The sequence below is a fragment of the Achromobacter sp. genome (assembly GCF_049647645.1).
Taxonomy (GTDB): Bacteria; Pseudomonadota; Gammaproteobacteria; order Burkholderiales; family Burkholderiaceae_B; genus Achromobacter.
Map to the genome: position 1 here is coordinate 1 of NZ_JBARYB010000260.1, position 14,444 is coordinate 14,444.

The following is a 14,444-nucleotide window of genomic DNA, read 5'->3' on the forward strand; positions in this document are numbered from 1 at the left end:
CCGCCGCGGCGCCCGTCGCCGACGAGGCGCCGGCTGCCGCGCCCGCCCCCAACAGCGGATCCTGCTCGGTGGAGGGGAAATGGGTCTGCATCTTGCGCCGGACACGCCGGTCCTGCCACCAGTTGAATCCCAGCACAAGCAGTATCAGCAATACGCCCAGGGCTATCAGCCCGATCTGCAAATCACTCATGTATAAATCCCGCGCCGAAACCCCGACGCCCTTCTGAATATTGGGTTTATGCCGCTTCGGAGGCCATCATCTGGACGGCCGAGTCTATGTCTACCGCAACGATACGCGAAACCCCTTGCTCTTGCATGGTTACACCGATCAGTTGCTTGGCCATCTGCATTGCGATCTTGTTGTGCGAGATGAACAGGAACTGGGTCTGCTCGCTCATATTGGCGACCAGATTCGCGTAGCGCTCCGTGTTGGCGTCGTCCAGCGGCGCATCCACCTCGTCCAGCAGGCAGAACGGCGCGGGGTTGAGCTTGAACAGCGCGAACACCAGAGCGGTCGCGGTCAGGGCCTTTTCGCCGCCGGACAGCAGATGGATGGTGCTGTTGCGCTTGCCGGGAGGCTGGGCCATGACCTGCACGCCGGCGTCGAGGATTTCCTCGCCCGTCATGCTCAGCTTGGCTTCGCCGCCGCCGAACAGCTTGGGGAACAGTTCGCCGAAGTGGCCGTTGACCACGTTGAAGGTCTCTTGCAGCAGCTCGCGGGTCTCTCGGTCGATCTTGCGGATCGCGTCCTCGAGGGTCTCGATGGCGCTCATCAGGTCCTGGTTCTGCGAATCCAGGAAACCCTTGCGCTCGCGCGAGGTGTTCAATTCGTCCAGTGCGGCCAGGTTGACCGAGCCCAGGGATTCGATCTGGCGCGAAATGCGGCCGACTTCCGACTGCAGCCAACTGGCGCGGCGCCATTCGTCGGGCTGGTTGGCCAGATCCTGGGCCAGCGCCTCGCGGTCGACTTCGCGCGCATTCAGCTGTTCGGTGAACTGTTCCTCGGCCAGGCGGGCGGCCTGTTCCTGCAGTTGCAGTTCCATGATGCGGGCGCGCCGCGGTTCCAGCGTCTGCTCCTGCTGCAGGCGGTCTTCGTCCGCGCCGCGCAGCAGGGCCGCCAGGTTTTCAAGTTCCTGGCGCGCGCGCGACAGCGCTTCCTCGCGCTCGGCGCGGGCTTCCAGGGCGTCCTGCAGGCCGGCCTGGGACGCCGAAGCGTCCAGCTCGGCCAGGTCCACCAGCAGCTGTTCCAGCTCGACGCTGCCGCGCTGGCTCTGGTCGGCGGCCAACTGCTGGTTGCGTTGCAGGTCGGTGATGCGGACCTGGATGCCGCGTTCGGCGAATTCGGCTTCCTGGGCGGCGCGTTCCAATTCGCGCAGGCCGGCGCGGGCCGCTTCGGCCTGGGCTGCCAGGGTTTCGCCGTCGATCTCGGCGTCGGCAAAACGCGATTGGTGTTCGGCCAGTTCTTCGTCCAGCGCCTCGAAGCGGGCCTCGGCCTCTTCGCGGGCGGCGCGCAGGTCTTCTTCCTGGACCTTGATCTCTTCCAGGTCCTGGCGCAGGCGCGAGGCGCGCTCGCCGGATTGCTCGGCCTGCTGCTGCAGGCGCGAGTGCTCCAGCTGGATGTCATGCACCCGGCGGGTGACTTCCGCCACGCGCTGGCGCGCCGGGGCGATGGCCTGGGACACCTGCTGCCAGGCGACTTCGGCGCGGGCGACCGCGGCGCGCGCCTGGTCGGCAATCAGCTGCTGCGCCTTGATCTCGCGTTGCAGGTTCTCGATTTCCTGCTGGCGCGCCAACAGGCCGGCTTGTTCGGAATCCGGGGCGTAGAAGCGCACGCTGTGGGCATCGACCAGGTGGCCGGCCTTGACCACGCAGGCGCTGCCCGCGGGCAGGCTGGCGCGCATGGCCAGGGCCTGGGTCACGTCGGTGGCGGTATAGATGCCGCCCAGCCACTCGTTCAGCAAGGTGCGCAGGTCGGGATCGGTGATGCGCAGCAGGCTGGCCAAGGGCGTCAGTCCGGCAGGCGCGGCGGGCGCCGGCGCGGCGACGGGCAGTTGGTAGAAGGCCAGACGAGCAGGCGGCGCATCCTCGGCGAAGGCGCGGGCCCAATCCAGGTTGCGCACTTCCATGGAGGCCATGCGCTCGCGCAAGGCGGCTTCCAGGGCGGTTTCCCAACCGGGTTCGATGTGCAGTTTCTGCCACAGGCGCGACAACCCGGCCAGCTCATGTTTGGCCAGCCAGGGTTCCAGCGCGCCCTGCTTCTGCACGTCTTCCTGCAGTTTCACCAGGGCCGACAGGCGGGCCTCCAGGCGCGCGAGGTTCTGCACGTCGGTCTGGGCGGCTGCCTGGGCGCGGCTGCGCTCGGCGTCCGCTTCCGGCACGCGGCCTTCCAGGGTGGCCAGCTCTTCCTGGGCTTCCTCGAGCTGGTCTTCGCCGGCGACGCGGTCGCCGGCCAGTTGCTCCAAGCGCACCGGATCGGGGCTGTGCAGCTCACGCAAGTCCTGCTGCAAACGTTCGCGGCGCTGCTCCAGCGCCTGCATCTGGCGGTCGGCGTCGCGCTGCGACTGGGCCACCAGGGCCAGATTCTGTTCGACGCGGGCCAGTGCGGCGCGCATCTCGTCGCGCCCCGAGGCGGCTTCGCGCACGCGCTGCTCCACGGCCGGCAGCGCGGCCTGGGCATCCTCGGCCTTGGCGCGCGCCTCTTCGGTGCGGGCGGCGCCGGCGGCCAGGTCTTCCTCGGCCTGGGCAATTTGTTCGGTGCAATGTTCGCGCTGGGCGGTCCACTCGCCGATCTGCTGCTGCAACTGGTCGCGGCGCGCTTGCAGGCGGTTGCGGGAATCCACCACGTGGCGGATTTCGGCTTCCAGGCGGCTGACCTGGGCGTTGGCCTCGTACAGCCCGCCCTGGGCGGTATGCACCGCATCGCTGGCGGCGTAATGGGCCTGGCGCCGGGATTCGAGCGCGGCCTCGCCGGCGCGCAGGCCGGCGATGGCGGCTTCCAGCTCGTTCTGGGCCTGCGCCATCTCCTGGGCCTTCTTGGCGCGCTCTTCGCGCGCGCCGGTTTCCTTCAGGAACCACAGCGCGTGCTGCTTCTTTTCGCCGTCGGCCTGGAGCTCGCGGTAGCGCGTGGCCACTTCGGCCTGCGCTTCCAGCTTTTCAAGCTGGCTGTTGAGTTCGCGCAGGATGTCTTCGACGCGGGTCAGGTTCTCGCGCGTGTCGGACAGGCGGTTTTCGGTCTCGCGACGCCGTTCCTTGTAGCGTGACACCCCGGCCGCTTCTTCCAGGAACACCCGCAATTCTTCGGGACGCGCCTCGATCAGGCGGTTGATCATGCCCTGGCCGATGATGGCGTAGCCGCGGGCGCCCAGGCCGGTGCCCAGGAAGATGTCGTGGATGTCGCGGCGGCGGACCTGCTGGTTGTTGACGAAGTAGCTGCTGGTGCCGTCGCGGGTCAGCACGCGGCGCACGGCGATTTCGGCGTAGGTGCTCCACTGGCCGGCGGCGCGCCCTTCGCTGTTGTCGAACACCATTTCCACCGAGGCCCGCGCCGCCGGCTTGCGGTTGCCGGAGCCGTTGAAAATGACGTCCTGCATGGACTCGCCGCGCAGTTCCGAGGCCTTGGCCTCGCCCAGCACCCAGCGCACGGCGTCAATAATGTTCGATTTTCCGCAGCCGTTGGGACCCACCACGCCCACCAGCTGGCTGGGCACGGGAATCACGGTGGGATCGACGAAGGACTTGAAGCCGGCGAGTTTTAGCTGAGTAAGACGCACAGTACGATGACGACGGGGTGGGTTGAACGAAAGGCGTTAACGGACCTGCCGCACAGATTGCAAACCGGCCCAGGAGGGCCGGCGTACATATGGGTCGTATGATACCGCAGGCAGTCTGTCCCCAAACGTCAGCAAGGGTCAAGACGAGTTGTCCCTGAGTGCTTGCCGCCGGTCAACCCGCGGGCAAACGCTCAATGGCCACCGCCGAGCCACCGGCTATACTCCCTGACACTTTTTTGCGCGACACATAAATTTTCACGCGGACTGGCCGGGGCCAGGCCTAAGAACGGGGACATTCTTGAAACGTGGTTTCTATCTGGTCATGGCCGCGCAGGCCTTCTCGTCATTGGCGGACAACGCGCTGTTCATTGCAGCCATCGCCTTGATACAGGAGCTGCATGGGCCGGACTGGATGGCGCCCATGATGAAGTGGTCGTTCGCGCTGGCCTATGTGGTCCTGGCTGCCTTTGTCGGGGCGCTGGCGGACTCCTTCCCCAAGGGCCGCGTAATGTTCTCGACCAACGCGCTGAAGGTGGTCGGCTGCATGCTGATGTTCTCGTATGCCAGCATCGGCGTCGCCCCCCAGTACCAGACCTACCTGATCTGCGCGGCATACGCCATCGTCGGCATCGGCGCCGCGGCCTACTCCCCCGCCAAGTACGGGATCGTCACCGAAATGCTGCCCCCGACCATGCTGGTCAAGGGCAATAGCTGGATCGAGGGCCTGACGGTCTTCTCCATCATCCTGGGCACGGTGCTGGGCGGCCTGTTGATTTCGTCCTCCGTCTCCAGCGCCCTGCTCAGCCATTCCTTCATCGGCAAACTGGTCCACACGCCGGCCGAAGCCGCGATCCTGGTCATCGCCTTCGTCTACCTGCTGGCGGCGCTGTGCAACCTGCTTATTCCGCACACCCACGTGCGCTACCCGCCGCAGCAAAAGAACCCGGTCCGGCTCATCCGCACGTTCTGGGGCTATGTCTGTGTGCTCTGGAAAGACAAGCTGGGCCAGATCTCGCTGGCCGTCACCACCCTGTTCTGGGGCGCGGGCGCGACGCTGCAACTGATCGTCATCGAATGGGGCCGCAGCCACCTGGGATACCAGTTGGACAAGGCCTCCATGCTGATGGGCGTGGCCGCCCTGGGCACGGTGGTCGGCTCCATCCTGGCTGGCCGCATTCCGCTGCGGCGCGCGCTGGCCGTGCTGCCGGTCGGCGCCGCCATGGGCCTGGTGGTGCTGCTGATGCCGCTGGTCTACTCGCCCTGGAGCGTCTACCTGCTGCTGTTGATCACGGGCGGCCTGGCCGGCTTCTTCGTGGTGCCGATGAACGCGCTGCTGCAGCACCGCGGCCACGTGCTGCTGTCGGCGGGCCATTCCATCGCCGTGCAGAACTTCAACGAACAGCTCAACATCCTGCTGATGGTGGCCATGTACACGTTGCTGCTGTGGCTGCAGTTGCCCATCAACATCATCATCGTGATCTTCGGCACCGTGGTCGCGGTGCTGATGGTGGTCTTCATGCGCTGGAGCAAGCGCAATCTGCAGGCCAACCCCGAACTGCACGACCAGATCGGCCAGGAAGGCCACGGTCGCGCGCTGGACTCCTCGCACTAGGCGCGGAGGTTCCCCAGCGATGACAAAACCGGGCCGAGGCCCGGTTTTTCTTCGCCCGAAGGTCAGCCGCGCCGCACTTAGCCCAGCTGCGCCACCGCCAGGCGCAAGTCCTGCCAGGCGCGCGCCTTCTCGCTGGGGCTGCGCAGCAGGTAGGCTGGGTGGTAGCTGACGACCACTGGAATCTCCACCCCTTCGTCCGTTTTCAACTGGTGGATGCGCCCGCGCAGGTTGCCTATCGTGGCATCGGTGCCCAGCAGCGTCTGGGCGGCGAAACGGCCCAGCACCAGGATCCGCTCGGGCTTGAGCAGCGCGATCTGACGCATCAGATAGGGGCTGCAAGCCGCGATTTCCTCCGGCTTGGGATTGCGGTTGCCGGGCGGGCGGCACTTGATGACATTGGTGATGAACACGTCGCGCTCGCGGCTCATGGACACCGACGACAACATGGCGTCCAACAACTGGCCCGAACGGCCCACGAAGGGCTGCCCCTGCCGGTCCTCTTGCTCGCCGGGCGCCTCGCCCACCACCAGCCAGCGCGTGGGCTGGCCGCCATGGCCGAAGACCGCGTTGCGGCGGCCCTTGCACAGGCCACAGGCGGCGCAGGCGACGACCTGGTCGTGCATTTCTTCCAGCGTGGAATTGCGGATCGCTTCGGCCACCGGCACCGGCGGCGGCGGCGCAGCCTCCTCCGCCGCCTTGGGAACAGGACGCGGCGGCGGGCCGCTGCGGTTCAGGATCGAAGCCGGTATGCCGGGACGACCGGAAGCAGGTTCGGCGGGAACCGAAGCCACGGCGGCCGGCGCCAACGGAACCGGCGATTCGGAAGCCAGCGGCGCGGAAGCCAGCGGCGGCGACGCCAAGGCTGCGGCCTCGGCAGGTTGCTGTGCAAGCGGCGCCTTGACCGCGGGCACTTGCGCGCCTTCCGTCAAAATTTCTTTGGAAACAATGGCTTGCGGCTCAACCGGCGGCCGACTGGACACAGGCGCCGGCCGTAGCCACAGCCGCTCCATGCCGATCTCGCGCAGCCAGATGCGCTGCAGCGGATTGACGCGGGGCGCAGCCGACGGCGGCGCTGCGGTAGGTTGGCTCATGCCGCCGCTCCATCCGCCGCGAAACGCTTCTGCATGACCAGGGCATCTTCCCGGCCGCCCTTCTCAGCCGGGTAATAGCCCCGGCGCACGCCGATCTGCAGATAGCCGTGCCGTTTGTAGAAACTGATGGCCGACTCGTTGGACGGGCGCACTTCCAGCAGCACGCCCTCCACGCCGCGTTCACGCGCCTGCTGCTCGCACCAGTCGAGCAACACGCCGCCCAAGCCCTGGCGGTGCAGCGGCTTGGCCACGGCGATCACCAGCAGGTGCGCCACGTCCGGCGCGAACATGAGCACGCAGAATCCGACCAGCTTGCCCTCGCGCCGCAGCACCCAGGCGCCATAGCCCGCCGCCAGGGCATCGGCAAAATTGCCGCGCGTCCAGGGAAAAGCCTGCACGTGCGCCTCCAGCGCCACGACGTCGTCCAGGTCTGCGTCGGTCAATGGCTGGGGCACCCAGGGAGTCAGCGACGGCTGGGCCTTGGGATTGCCGCCCTCGCCGCGCATGCGCTCGGCGGTGGTGAATGCCACCTTGTCGCGCACGTAGAGCGGCGCGGCCAGCTCGGGCGCCACGGCCTCGCCCCGCATCCAGCCCTGCCGCGCCAGGCGGGCGACGCTGGCCGCTTCCGGCCGCCTGGCGCCATCGGCGCGGCGCCACTGAGCGGGATGCTGCATGTCGGACGCGTAGGCGTCCCACGCGTCGCCGGCCAGCAGCAGTTCCAGCGGCTGGCCCGCGCAGGCCGACCAGGCCGGCAGGTGATGGGCAGTCCAGGGCACGACTTCGGCCGCCGCAATCAGCAGCGGCGCCTGCAGGATTTCCCAGGAAATTTCACCATCCGAAACGCCCGCCTGGCGGTAGACGGCCAGATAGACTTCGTTCATGCGGGCATCCAGCGCCACCACGATCGCGTGCGCCGCCGTGGCCTCCACCTGTGCGGCGACCGCCTGATGAGAGACAATGGGAAGTACCGGGATGCCCAGGCCCAGGCCCATCCCTTGAGCCACCCCGCAGGCCACCCGCAAGCCGGTGAATCCGCCCGGCCCCTGGCCGAATGCCACCGCGTGCAAGGCGGCAGGCTCCAATCCGGACGCCGCCAGCAGTTCGTTGGCCATGGGCAAGAGCCGTTCCGCGTGCTCCTGGGAGCCTTCATGCTCCCTGACGCTGACCTCCAGGCGGCCGTCAACCGCCCGCAACAGGGCCACGCCGCAACGGGACGAAGAAGTTTCCAAAGCCAGCAGGTTTAGTTCCATAGGTGCAGATTGTACGAAATACCGCGGCTCCGCCCCCGGTTATCAGGGGGATGCCAGGGGGATTTCAACCATGGATCGCAATGTGTAATATCTTGTGAACGCCCACTAGCCGCTGGTTCTTGCCACTGTTACATTTCCGGCCATGAATACGCAAAACACCACCCCCACCCGAAAAATCCTCGTCGTCGACGATGATCCGCGCTTGCGCGATTTGCTGCGTCGGTATTTATCCGAGCAGGGATTCAACGTTTTCGTTGCCGAAGACGCCAAAGAGATGGGCAAACTCTGGCAACGCGAGCACTTCGACCTGCTCGTGCTGGATCTGATGCTGCCTGGAGAAGATGGCCTGTCCATCTGTCGCCGGCTGCGCGGTGGTCACGACAACACCCCCATCATCATGCTGACGGCCAAGGCGGAAGAAATCGACCGCATCGTCGGCCTGGAAATGGGCGCGGACGATTACCTGTCCAAGCCGTTCAATCCCCGGGAACTGCTGGCGCGGATCAACGCGATCCTGCGCCGCCGCGGCACCGAGGAACATCCCGGCGCCCCCAGCCAGGAAAACGAATCCATCGCCTTCGGCCCCTACACGCTGAACCTGTCCACCCGCACGCTCACGCGCAACGGCGAACAGGTACCCATCACCACCGGCGAATTCTCGGTGCTGAAAGTGTTCGCCCGCCACCCGAAGATCCCGCTGTCGCGCGACAAGCTCATGGAACTGGCGCGCGGCCGCGAATACGAAGCCTTCGACCGCAGCCTGGACGTGCAGATCTCGCGCCTGCGCAAGCTGATCGAACCCAATCCGTCCAAGCCCGTATTCATCCAGACCGTCTGGGGTCTCGGATACGTGTTTGTGCCGGACGGTGGTAGCTGACCGGCTCGCCCGCCCCGGGCAGGAGCGCAGCCTCGTGCCCCGCTTGCGCAGAACCTTCAGGAACCTGACATCACGTTTGCGGCTCGGCTTGTTCGGCCGCACGTTCCTGTTGCTCGCCGCGCTGATGCTCGTCTCCCTGGGCGCGTGGCTACAAGTATTCTTCAGCATGGAGCTGGGACCGCGCGCCAATCAGATGGCGCAGCGGGTGATCACGGCCGTCAATATCACGCGCACCGCGCTGATCTATTCGCATAACGACGAACGCAGCAAGCTCCTGCTGGACCTGGCCACCAACGAAGGCATCCAGGTCTATCCGCGCGAAGTCACCGACTTCGCCGAAGCCCTGCCCGACGACGACTACTGGCAACGTGTTGCCCAGCACATCCGCACGCGCTTCGGCCCGGAAACGCAGATAGCCTGGGGCGTCAACCAGGTGCCCGGCTTCTGGGTCAGTTTCCAGATAGAAAAAGACCTCTACTGGCTAGTGTTCGAGCGCGAGCAGATCGGATTGACGGGCGGGATCGAATGGCTGGGCTGGGGCGCCACGGCGCTGCTGCTGTCCCTGGTGGGGGCCGCGGTCAGCGTGGGCTTCGTCAACCGGCCGCTGTCGCGGCTGGCCAGGGCCGCCCAGGTACTGTCGCGGGGCGAAACCCCCGCCGCCCTGCCCGAACAGGGGCCATTGGAGATCCGCGACCTGAACGCCTCGTTCAACCGCATGGCCAAGGACCTGAGGCAGGCCGAGGCTGACCGCGAACTGATGCTGGCGGGGATCTCGCATGACCTGCGCACGCCGCTTGCGCGCATGCGGCTGGAAATCGAATTGAGCGGCGTGTCCGAGGACGCGCGCCAGGCTATCGACGAAGACCTGGGCCAGATCGACCACAGCATCGGCCAATTGATGGAGTACGCGCGCCCCGCCGGTACGCTGCCGCAACTGGCCACGGATATCTCCGCGGTGCTGGCGGAGCTCTACGAACGCGAACGCAGCCATACCGCGTCGCTGGGCGGAGAGCTGGACGCGACGCTCGAACCCGGCTTGCGCGCCCGCATCACGGCGCTGGACCTCAAGCGCATCGTCAGCAACCTGATCGAGAATGCCCGCCGCTACGGCCGTTCCAGCGACGGCATGGCGCATCTCGTCATGACACTGCAAGCTGAAGGCACCATGATCGCGATCGAGGTGTCCGACCGCGGCCCCGGCATCGCCCCCGAAGACGTCGACCGCCTGCTGCGGCCGTTCTCGCGCGGCGAGGCGGCGCGCACCGGCGTCAGCGGCGCGGGGCTGGGCCTGGCCATCGTCGAACGCCTGCTCAAGCACGTCGGCGGCTCCCTGCGCATGCTGCCCCGCGAAGGCGGCGGCCTGACCGCAAGGATAGAGTTGCCCAAAGCGAAGTTTAGGAATTATCAATTAGACAACGATAATCCATAGCGTAGAATTTATGGTTTGAGGCACAGCCTTAATTCCACCAACAACTGGGAGTAAACATGAAAACTGTTGGCGACAAACTCGAGCCCTTCAAGGTCACCGGCGTCAAGCCCGGCTTCAACCAGCACGAAGAAAACGGCGTGTCGGCGTTTGAAGACATCACCGAAAGCTCGTTCCCCGGCAAGTGGAAGGTCATCTACTTCTACCCGAAAGACTTCACGTTTGTTTGCCCGACCGAAATCGTCGGCTTCAACAAGCTGGCCAAGGATTTCGAAGACCGCGACGCCGTCCTGCTGGGCGGTTCGAGCGACAACGAATTCGTCAAGCTGGCCTGGCGCCGTGAGCACCCGGACCTGAACAAGCTGGGTCACTACCAATTCGGCGACACCACCGGCGCCCTGATCGACCAGCTGGGCGTGCGTGAAAAGGGTGCTGGCGTTGCCCTGCGCGCCACCTTCATCGTTGATCCGGACAACACGATCCAGCACGTTTCGGTGAACAACCTGAACGTCGGCCGTAACCCGGAAGAAGTTCTGCGTCTGCTCGACGGCCTGCAAACCGACGAGCTGTGCCCGTGCAACCGTACGGTTGGCGGCGCCACGCTGTAATTTCCAGCCCGGCCCGGGATCCGCTTGCGGGTCCCGCGCTGGGCTTTAACTGCTCTAGATTATAGGTAAAAGCTATGGAATTTCTTACGACCATTAAGGAACAGCTGCCGGATTGGGCCAAGGATATCCGCCTGAATCTGGACGCCGTGATCGCCCGTTCGACCCTGGCTCCTGAAGATGCCATCGGCGCCGCCCTGTCCGCCGCCTACGCCGCGCGCAGCCCGGTGCTGGTCGAAGCCTTCAAGAGCGGCCTGTCCGAAGGCGACGCCAACGCCGCGCTGACGGCCTCGGCCCTCATGGGCATGAACAACACCTGGTATCCCTACGTGGAAATGACCGGCGACGCCCAGTTGAAGAGCCTGCCGGCCCAATTGCGCATGAACGCCTACGCCACCCACGGCGGCGTGGAGAAGAAGCGCTTTGAGCTCTTCGCGCTGGTGGCCTCCATCATCGGCAAGTGCCATTTCTGCGTGGCTTCGCACTACGAGAACCTGAAGAACGACGGCCTGTCGACCGAACAGCTGCGTGACGCCGGCCGCATCGCCGCCGTGGTCAACGCCGCCGCCCTGGCGCTGACGGCTCAGGGCAAGTAACCAGCCCCGCGCAATAAAAAACCCGCCTGCGATACATGCGCAGGCGGGTTTTTTTATGCAGGGCCGACGATCGCCTATTTCTTCGGCATGCTCGACGTGGTGGGCAGGCCGTTCGCGGCCCAGGCCTCGACGCCGCCGCGGTACCAGTACACGGTCCAGCCCAGCGTGCCGGCGCGCAGCGCCGCGTTGTAGGCGGAACGATCATTCATGCCAGCGCCCAGGATCACGACGGGCGCCTTGCGATCGCCGCCGTTGTTCTTCAACAGCCAGGCGTCGAAGCCTTGTTGCAGGTGATCCGTGACGCTGCCATCCGAACCCGCATCCGCCAACGGATAGCCGATGGGCACCGTGTCACGCAGCCCGCTGGTGTCGACGATCAGGAGGTTCTTGTCCTTCTTGATCATCCCGACCAGATCGGCGGTCGTGATCACCTGGGCGCGGTAGATCTTGTTGGGCGTCGGCCCCTTGTACGGCGCGGTGAACAACATGGTCGTGGCCGGCACGCCAAAGTCTTTCAGTTCGTCGATGGCGCTGGCAGGCAGGCCCTGCCCCGGCGCTGGCTGCTGACGCGGCGCGGCCGAGCTTGGGGCGCCGCCGCCCTGGGCCGCGACCTCGCCGCCCACGGTGCCCATCTCGATGTCGGAAATCATCACCGCGATGTTTTCGATCAGCTCATAGCACATGGTGATCGAGCCTTCGCGCGGGCTGTACCAGGCATTGAGCTGGCCGCAGTCCTTGAACACCACGTTGACCGGACGCGGCAGCACGTAGCGTTCGCCCAGCAGCTTGATGTTGTTCGAGATCGCTTCGGACAGATTGTTCGCAAACAAGTTGCCGATCTTGCGCTTGGACGGCTGGAACACCACCTTCACCGGCGCGCCGGGCGCATTCGCCGGCTGCTGGCCTTCGGGCGTCCAGGTGCCCACGCGCGTGTGAGGCGCCAGGATCTTGTTCCAGGCGCGGTTCTGCTTGTTGAATTCATCCGCGCAACGCGCCCGGGTCCGGTCCTCCAGCCCGACGTGTTTGGCAATGGACTCGAACACGGCGGGGTTGCCGCCGTACATGATGCAGAGCATGTTGCGAAAGCGCTTCAGGTCGCCAGTGTGCTCGTCTTGCCAGGCCGAGGAGGCGTCGGCCCCCCTGCGTTCGGCCACCTTGCCGCTGTAGTACCACTGCAAGGCCGCGTACTTCGCCGCGTCCTGCGCCATCGTGTTCACTTCCTTGTTGTCCGACGGATACATGGTCGGCTCGACAATCTGCAGCGCCGAGTAGATGTCGACCGCGTCCTCTTCCGCCCCCGTCGAGGGCAGCTCCAACTCGCCGATCAGGGCGTGCCCGAACTCGTGCATGAAGATGCTGCGCATGATGCCGATGTATACCGACACGATGCGCATGGTGTCGCCGCCAAAACGCGGATAGGGGCCTTCCCCCGGCAAGGCCGGGTTGTAGTCGCCGCCGCCCTGTCCAGCGGCCGGAGCCGGCGCCGGCGCCTGGGGCTTTTGCGCCGTGCCCCCGCCTGCGTTGCCGCCGCGCGCGGGCAAGGTGCCGGCCGCCGGCGCCGCGCCGGATTGGGCGCCTGTCATCGTGATCTTGAAGTCGGCAACGCCGAAGGTCCCTACGTCGTAGGCCATGATGCCCAGCTCGGAGCCCGTGGCGGGCTCATTGCTGACATCGCCGATCTGCTGGCCGTTCACGATGAAACGGGCCGCGCCGGGAAGTTCGACCACTCTGATGCGGTCGGTACCGTCCAACTTCGCTATGTTGGGCAGAGTAGCAATGTCGCGGCGATTCTGCCCCTGCAGACAGAACAGTAGCGTGTTCTTGTCGGCCGTGAGTTCGAGCAGGCACAGGCTCTTGTTGGCGCGGTTGCTCAGCGCCACGCCGATGGACGCTTTCGGATTCGGAGACTTGACGACCACATTGACGTCGGTCACCCGGCCCGATTCCGGCGCCGGCCCGACATTCATGTACAGGGTCTGTTCGCTGTCGGCCTTGTTCGCATTGTGCAGGGTGAACCATCCATCCTGCACGCCAGCGGTCCAGCCTTCCTGCATCTGCTGCTTGACCGCGCCGGCCAGCGGACCCAGCTGCTGCTCGTACTGGGCATGCGCGGGCAGGCTCACTGCGCCAAGGACGAAAACCAGGGCGATGCCACGTAAATGCATCCGAATGTCTCTGTAGTCGAAATGAAGTAGCGCAGAATATGCCAGATCAATTCGACTCGCTTATTCATTTGTTAAAGATGTATCCAAACTAAATGAATGGCGGAGAATGCGCGCGGCCTCTTGCCAGAGGACGCGCAGCGAGCTAGGAGATTCGCGCCAACAAGGCCACCACCGTCGCCGCGATGCCTTCCTTGCGGCCCAGGTAGCCCAGGCCCTCGTTAGTCTTGGCCTTGATGTTGACCTCGGTTTCGGCCAAGCCGGTATCGGCAGCGATGTTCCGCACCATGGCCGGCGCGTGCGGGCCGATCTTGGGCGCCTGCGCGTGCAGCGTGGCGTCGATATTCACCGGTTCCCAGCCCGCAGCGCGCACGCGCGCCATGGCCTCGCGCAATAGCACGCGGCTGTCGGCGCCCTTGAAGGCCGGATCGGTATCCGGAAAGTGCCGGCCGATGTCGCCCAGGCCGGCGGCGCCCAGCAGCGCATCGGTAATGGCGTGCAGCAGCACGTCCGCGTCCGAATGCCCCAGCAGGCCATGCGTGTGGGGGATCGTGACGCCGCCGATGATCAGCGGACGGCCCTCGACCAGCGCATGCACGTCGAAACCCTGGCCGACGCGGAAAGGAATACTCATAGCCATTTTTCCATCAGTTCGAAATCGTCCGGCCATGTCACCTTGAAATTGCGCATGGAGCCGGGCACCAGCAGCGGCGCATAGCCGGCCGCCTCGATGGCCGAGGCCTCGTCGGTGACGGCCGCGCCGTTCACGGAAGCCGCCGTCAGCGCATCGCGCAGCACGCCGGCCCGGAACATCTGCGGGGTCTGCGCCAGCCACAGGCCATTGCGGTCCAGCGTGCGCTCCACGCGCTCGTGGCCGGCCTTGACCGTATCCGCCACCGGCAGCGCCAACAGGCCGCCCACGGGATCCGCCAGGCAGGCGTCGATCAGGCGGCCCAATGCGGCTGCCGGCAGCCCCGGGCGCGCGGCGTCATGCACCAGCACCCAGGTGTCGTCGGCCACGCCGCTGTCGGCCAGCGCGCCGGCCACGGTGTCGG

At 65.9% G+C, this 14,444-nt stretch carries 11 protein-coding genes and 1 pseudogene; 5 read left to right on the plus strand and 7 right to left on the minus strand.

Going from position 1 to position 14,444, the window contains the following annotated elements:
• Positions 1-190, minus strand: a pseudogene (locus WBB14_RS29325) (cell division protein ZipA C-terminal FtsZ-binding domain-containing protein); the annotation flags it as partial.
• A gap of 46 nt (positions 191-236) precedes the next feature.
• Positions 237-3,770: a chromosome segregation protein SMC gene (gene smc / locus WBB14_RS29330; protein ID WP_424242867.1), complete on the minus strand. Its 3,534-nt coding sequence runs from the start codon at positions 3,768-3,770 to the stop codon at positions 237-239.
• Between the two features lie 298 nt (positions 3,771-4,068).
• Here smc and lplT point away from each other — a divergent pair, with 298 nt between their 5' ends.
• On the plus strand, positions 4,069-5,382 hold the full coding sequence (lplT, locus tag WBB14_RS29335; RefSeq protein ID WP_424242868.1) for a lysophospholipid transporter LplT: 1,314 nt from the start codon (positions 4,069-4,071) through the stop codon (positions 5,380-5,382).
• A 77-nt stretch (positions 5,383-5,459) separates the two neighbouring features.
• Here lplT and WBB14_RS29340 read toward each other — a convergent pair whose 3' ends face one another.
• Positions 5,460-6,473 carry a uracil-DNA glycosylase gene (locus WBB14_RS29340; RefSeq protein WP_424242869.1) on the minus strand — a complete coding sequence of 338 codons (1,014 nt, stop codon included), beginning with the start codon at positions 6,471-6,473 and terminating at the stop codon, positions 5,460-5,462.
• Complete coding sequence (gene tsaB, locus WBB14_RS29345) at positions 6,470-7,723, minus strand: tRNA (adenosine(37)-N6)-threonylcarbamoyltransferase complex dimerization subunit type 1 TsaB (RefSeq protein WP_424242870.1); 1,254 nt, start codon at positions 7,721-7,723, stop codon at positions 6,470-6,472. The genes WBB14_RS29340 and tsaB overlap by 4 nt, the downstream gene beginning before the upstream one ends.
• 142 nt (positions 7,724-7,865) lie before the next feature.
• Here tsaB and ompR point away from each other — a divergent pair, with 142 nt between their 5' ends.
• The 4 genes from ompR to WBB14_RS29365 all read left to right on the plus strand — a co-directional run bounded on the left by ompR (position 7,866) and on the right by WBB14_RS29365 (position 11,227).
• A complete protein-coding gene (gene ompR / locus WBB14_RS29350; RefSeq protein WP_013392162.1) occupies positions 7,866-8,600 on the plus strand; it encodes a two-component system response regulator OmpR in 735 nt (244 codons plus the stop codon).
• Between the two features lie 34 nt (positions 8,601-8,634).
• Entirely contained in the window at positions 8,635-10,029 is a 1,395-nt protein-coding gene (locus WBB14_RS29355; protein WP_424242871.1) for an ATP-binding protein, read from the plus strand.
• 56 nt (positions 10,030-10,085) lie between these two features.
• Positions 10,086-10,634 (plus strand): peroxiredoxin, encoded by a 549-nt coding sequence (locus WBB14_RS29360; RefSeq protein WP_006389231.1) that lies wholly within the window; start codon positions 10,086-10,088, stop codon positions 10,632-10,634.
• A gap of 74 nt (positions 10,635-10,708) precedes the next feature.
• The gene (locus WBB14_RS29365; protein WP_424242872.1) at positions 10,709-11,227 is read left to right on the plus strand and encodes a carboxymuconolactone decarboxylase family protein; all 519 of its coding nucleotides are present in this window, start codon (positions 10,709-10,711) and stop codon (positions 11,225-11,227) included.
• Between the two features lie 74 nt (positions 11,228-11,301).
• On the opposite strand, the gene WBB14_RS29370 is transcribed toward WBB14_RS29365, so the two are convergent.
• The 3 genes from WBB14_RS29370 to WBB14_RS29380 all read right to left on the minus strand — a co-directional run.
• The gene (locus WBB14_RS29370; protein WP_424242873.1) at positions 11,302-13,392 is read right to left on the minus strand and encodes a DUF4344 domain-containing metallopeptidase; all 2,091 of its coding nucleotides are present in this window, start codon (positions 13,390-13,392) and stop codon (positions 11,302-11,304) included.
• A 142-nt stretch (positions 13,393-13,534) separates the two neighbouring features.
• Positions 13,535-14,023 carry a 2-C-methyl-D-erythritol 2,4-cyclodiphosphate synthase gene (ispF, locus tag WBB14_RS29375; protein ID WP_424242874.1) on the minus strand — a complete coding sequence of 163 codons (489 nt, stop codon included), beginning with the start codon at positions 14,021-14,023 and terminating at the stop codon, positions 13,535-13,537.
• Positions 14,020-14,444 (minus strand): 2-C-methyl-D-erythritol 4-phosphate cytidylyltransferase (locus tag WBB14_RS29380; RefSeq protein ID WP_424242875.1); only part of this gene is annotated, 425 nt, incomplete at its 5' end. The genes ispF and WBB14_RS29380, both read right to left, overlap by 4 nt.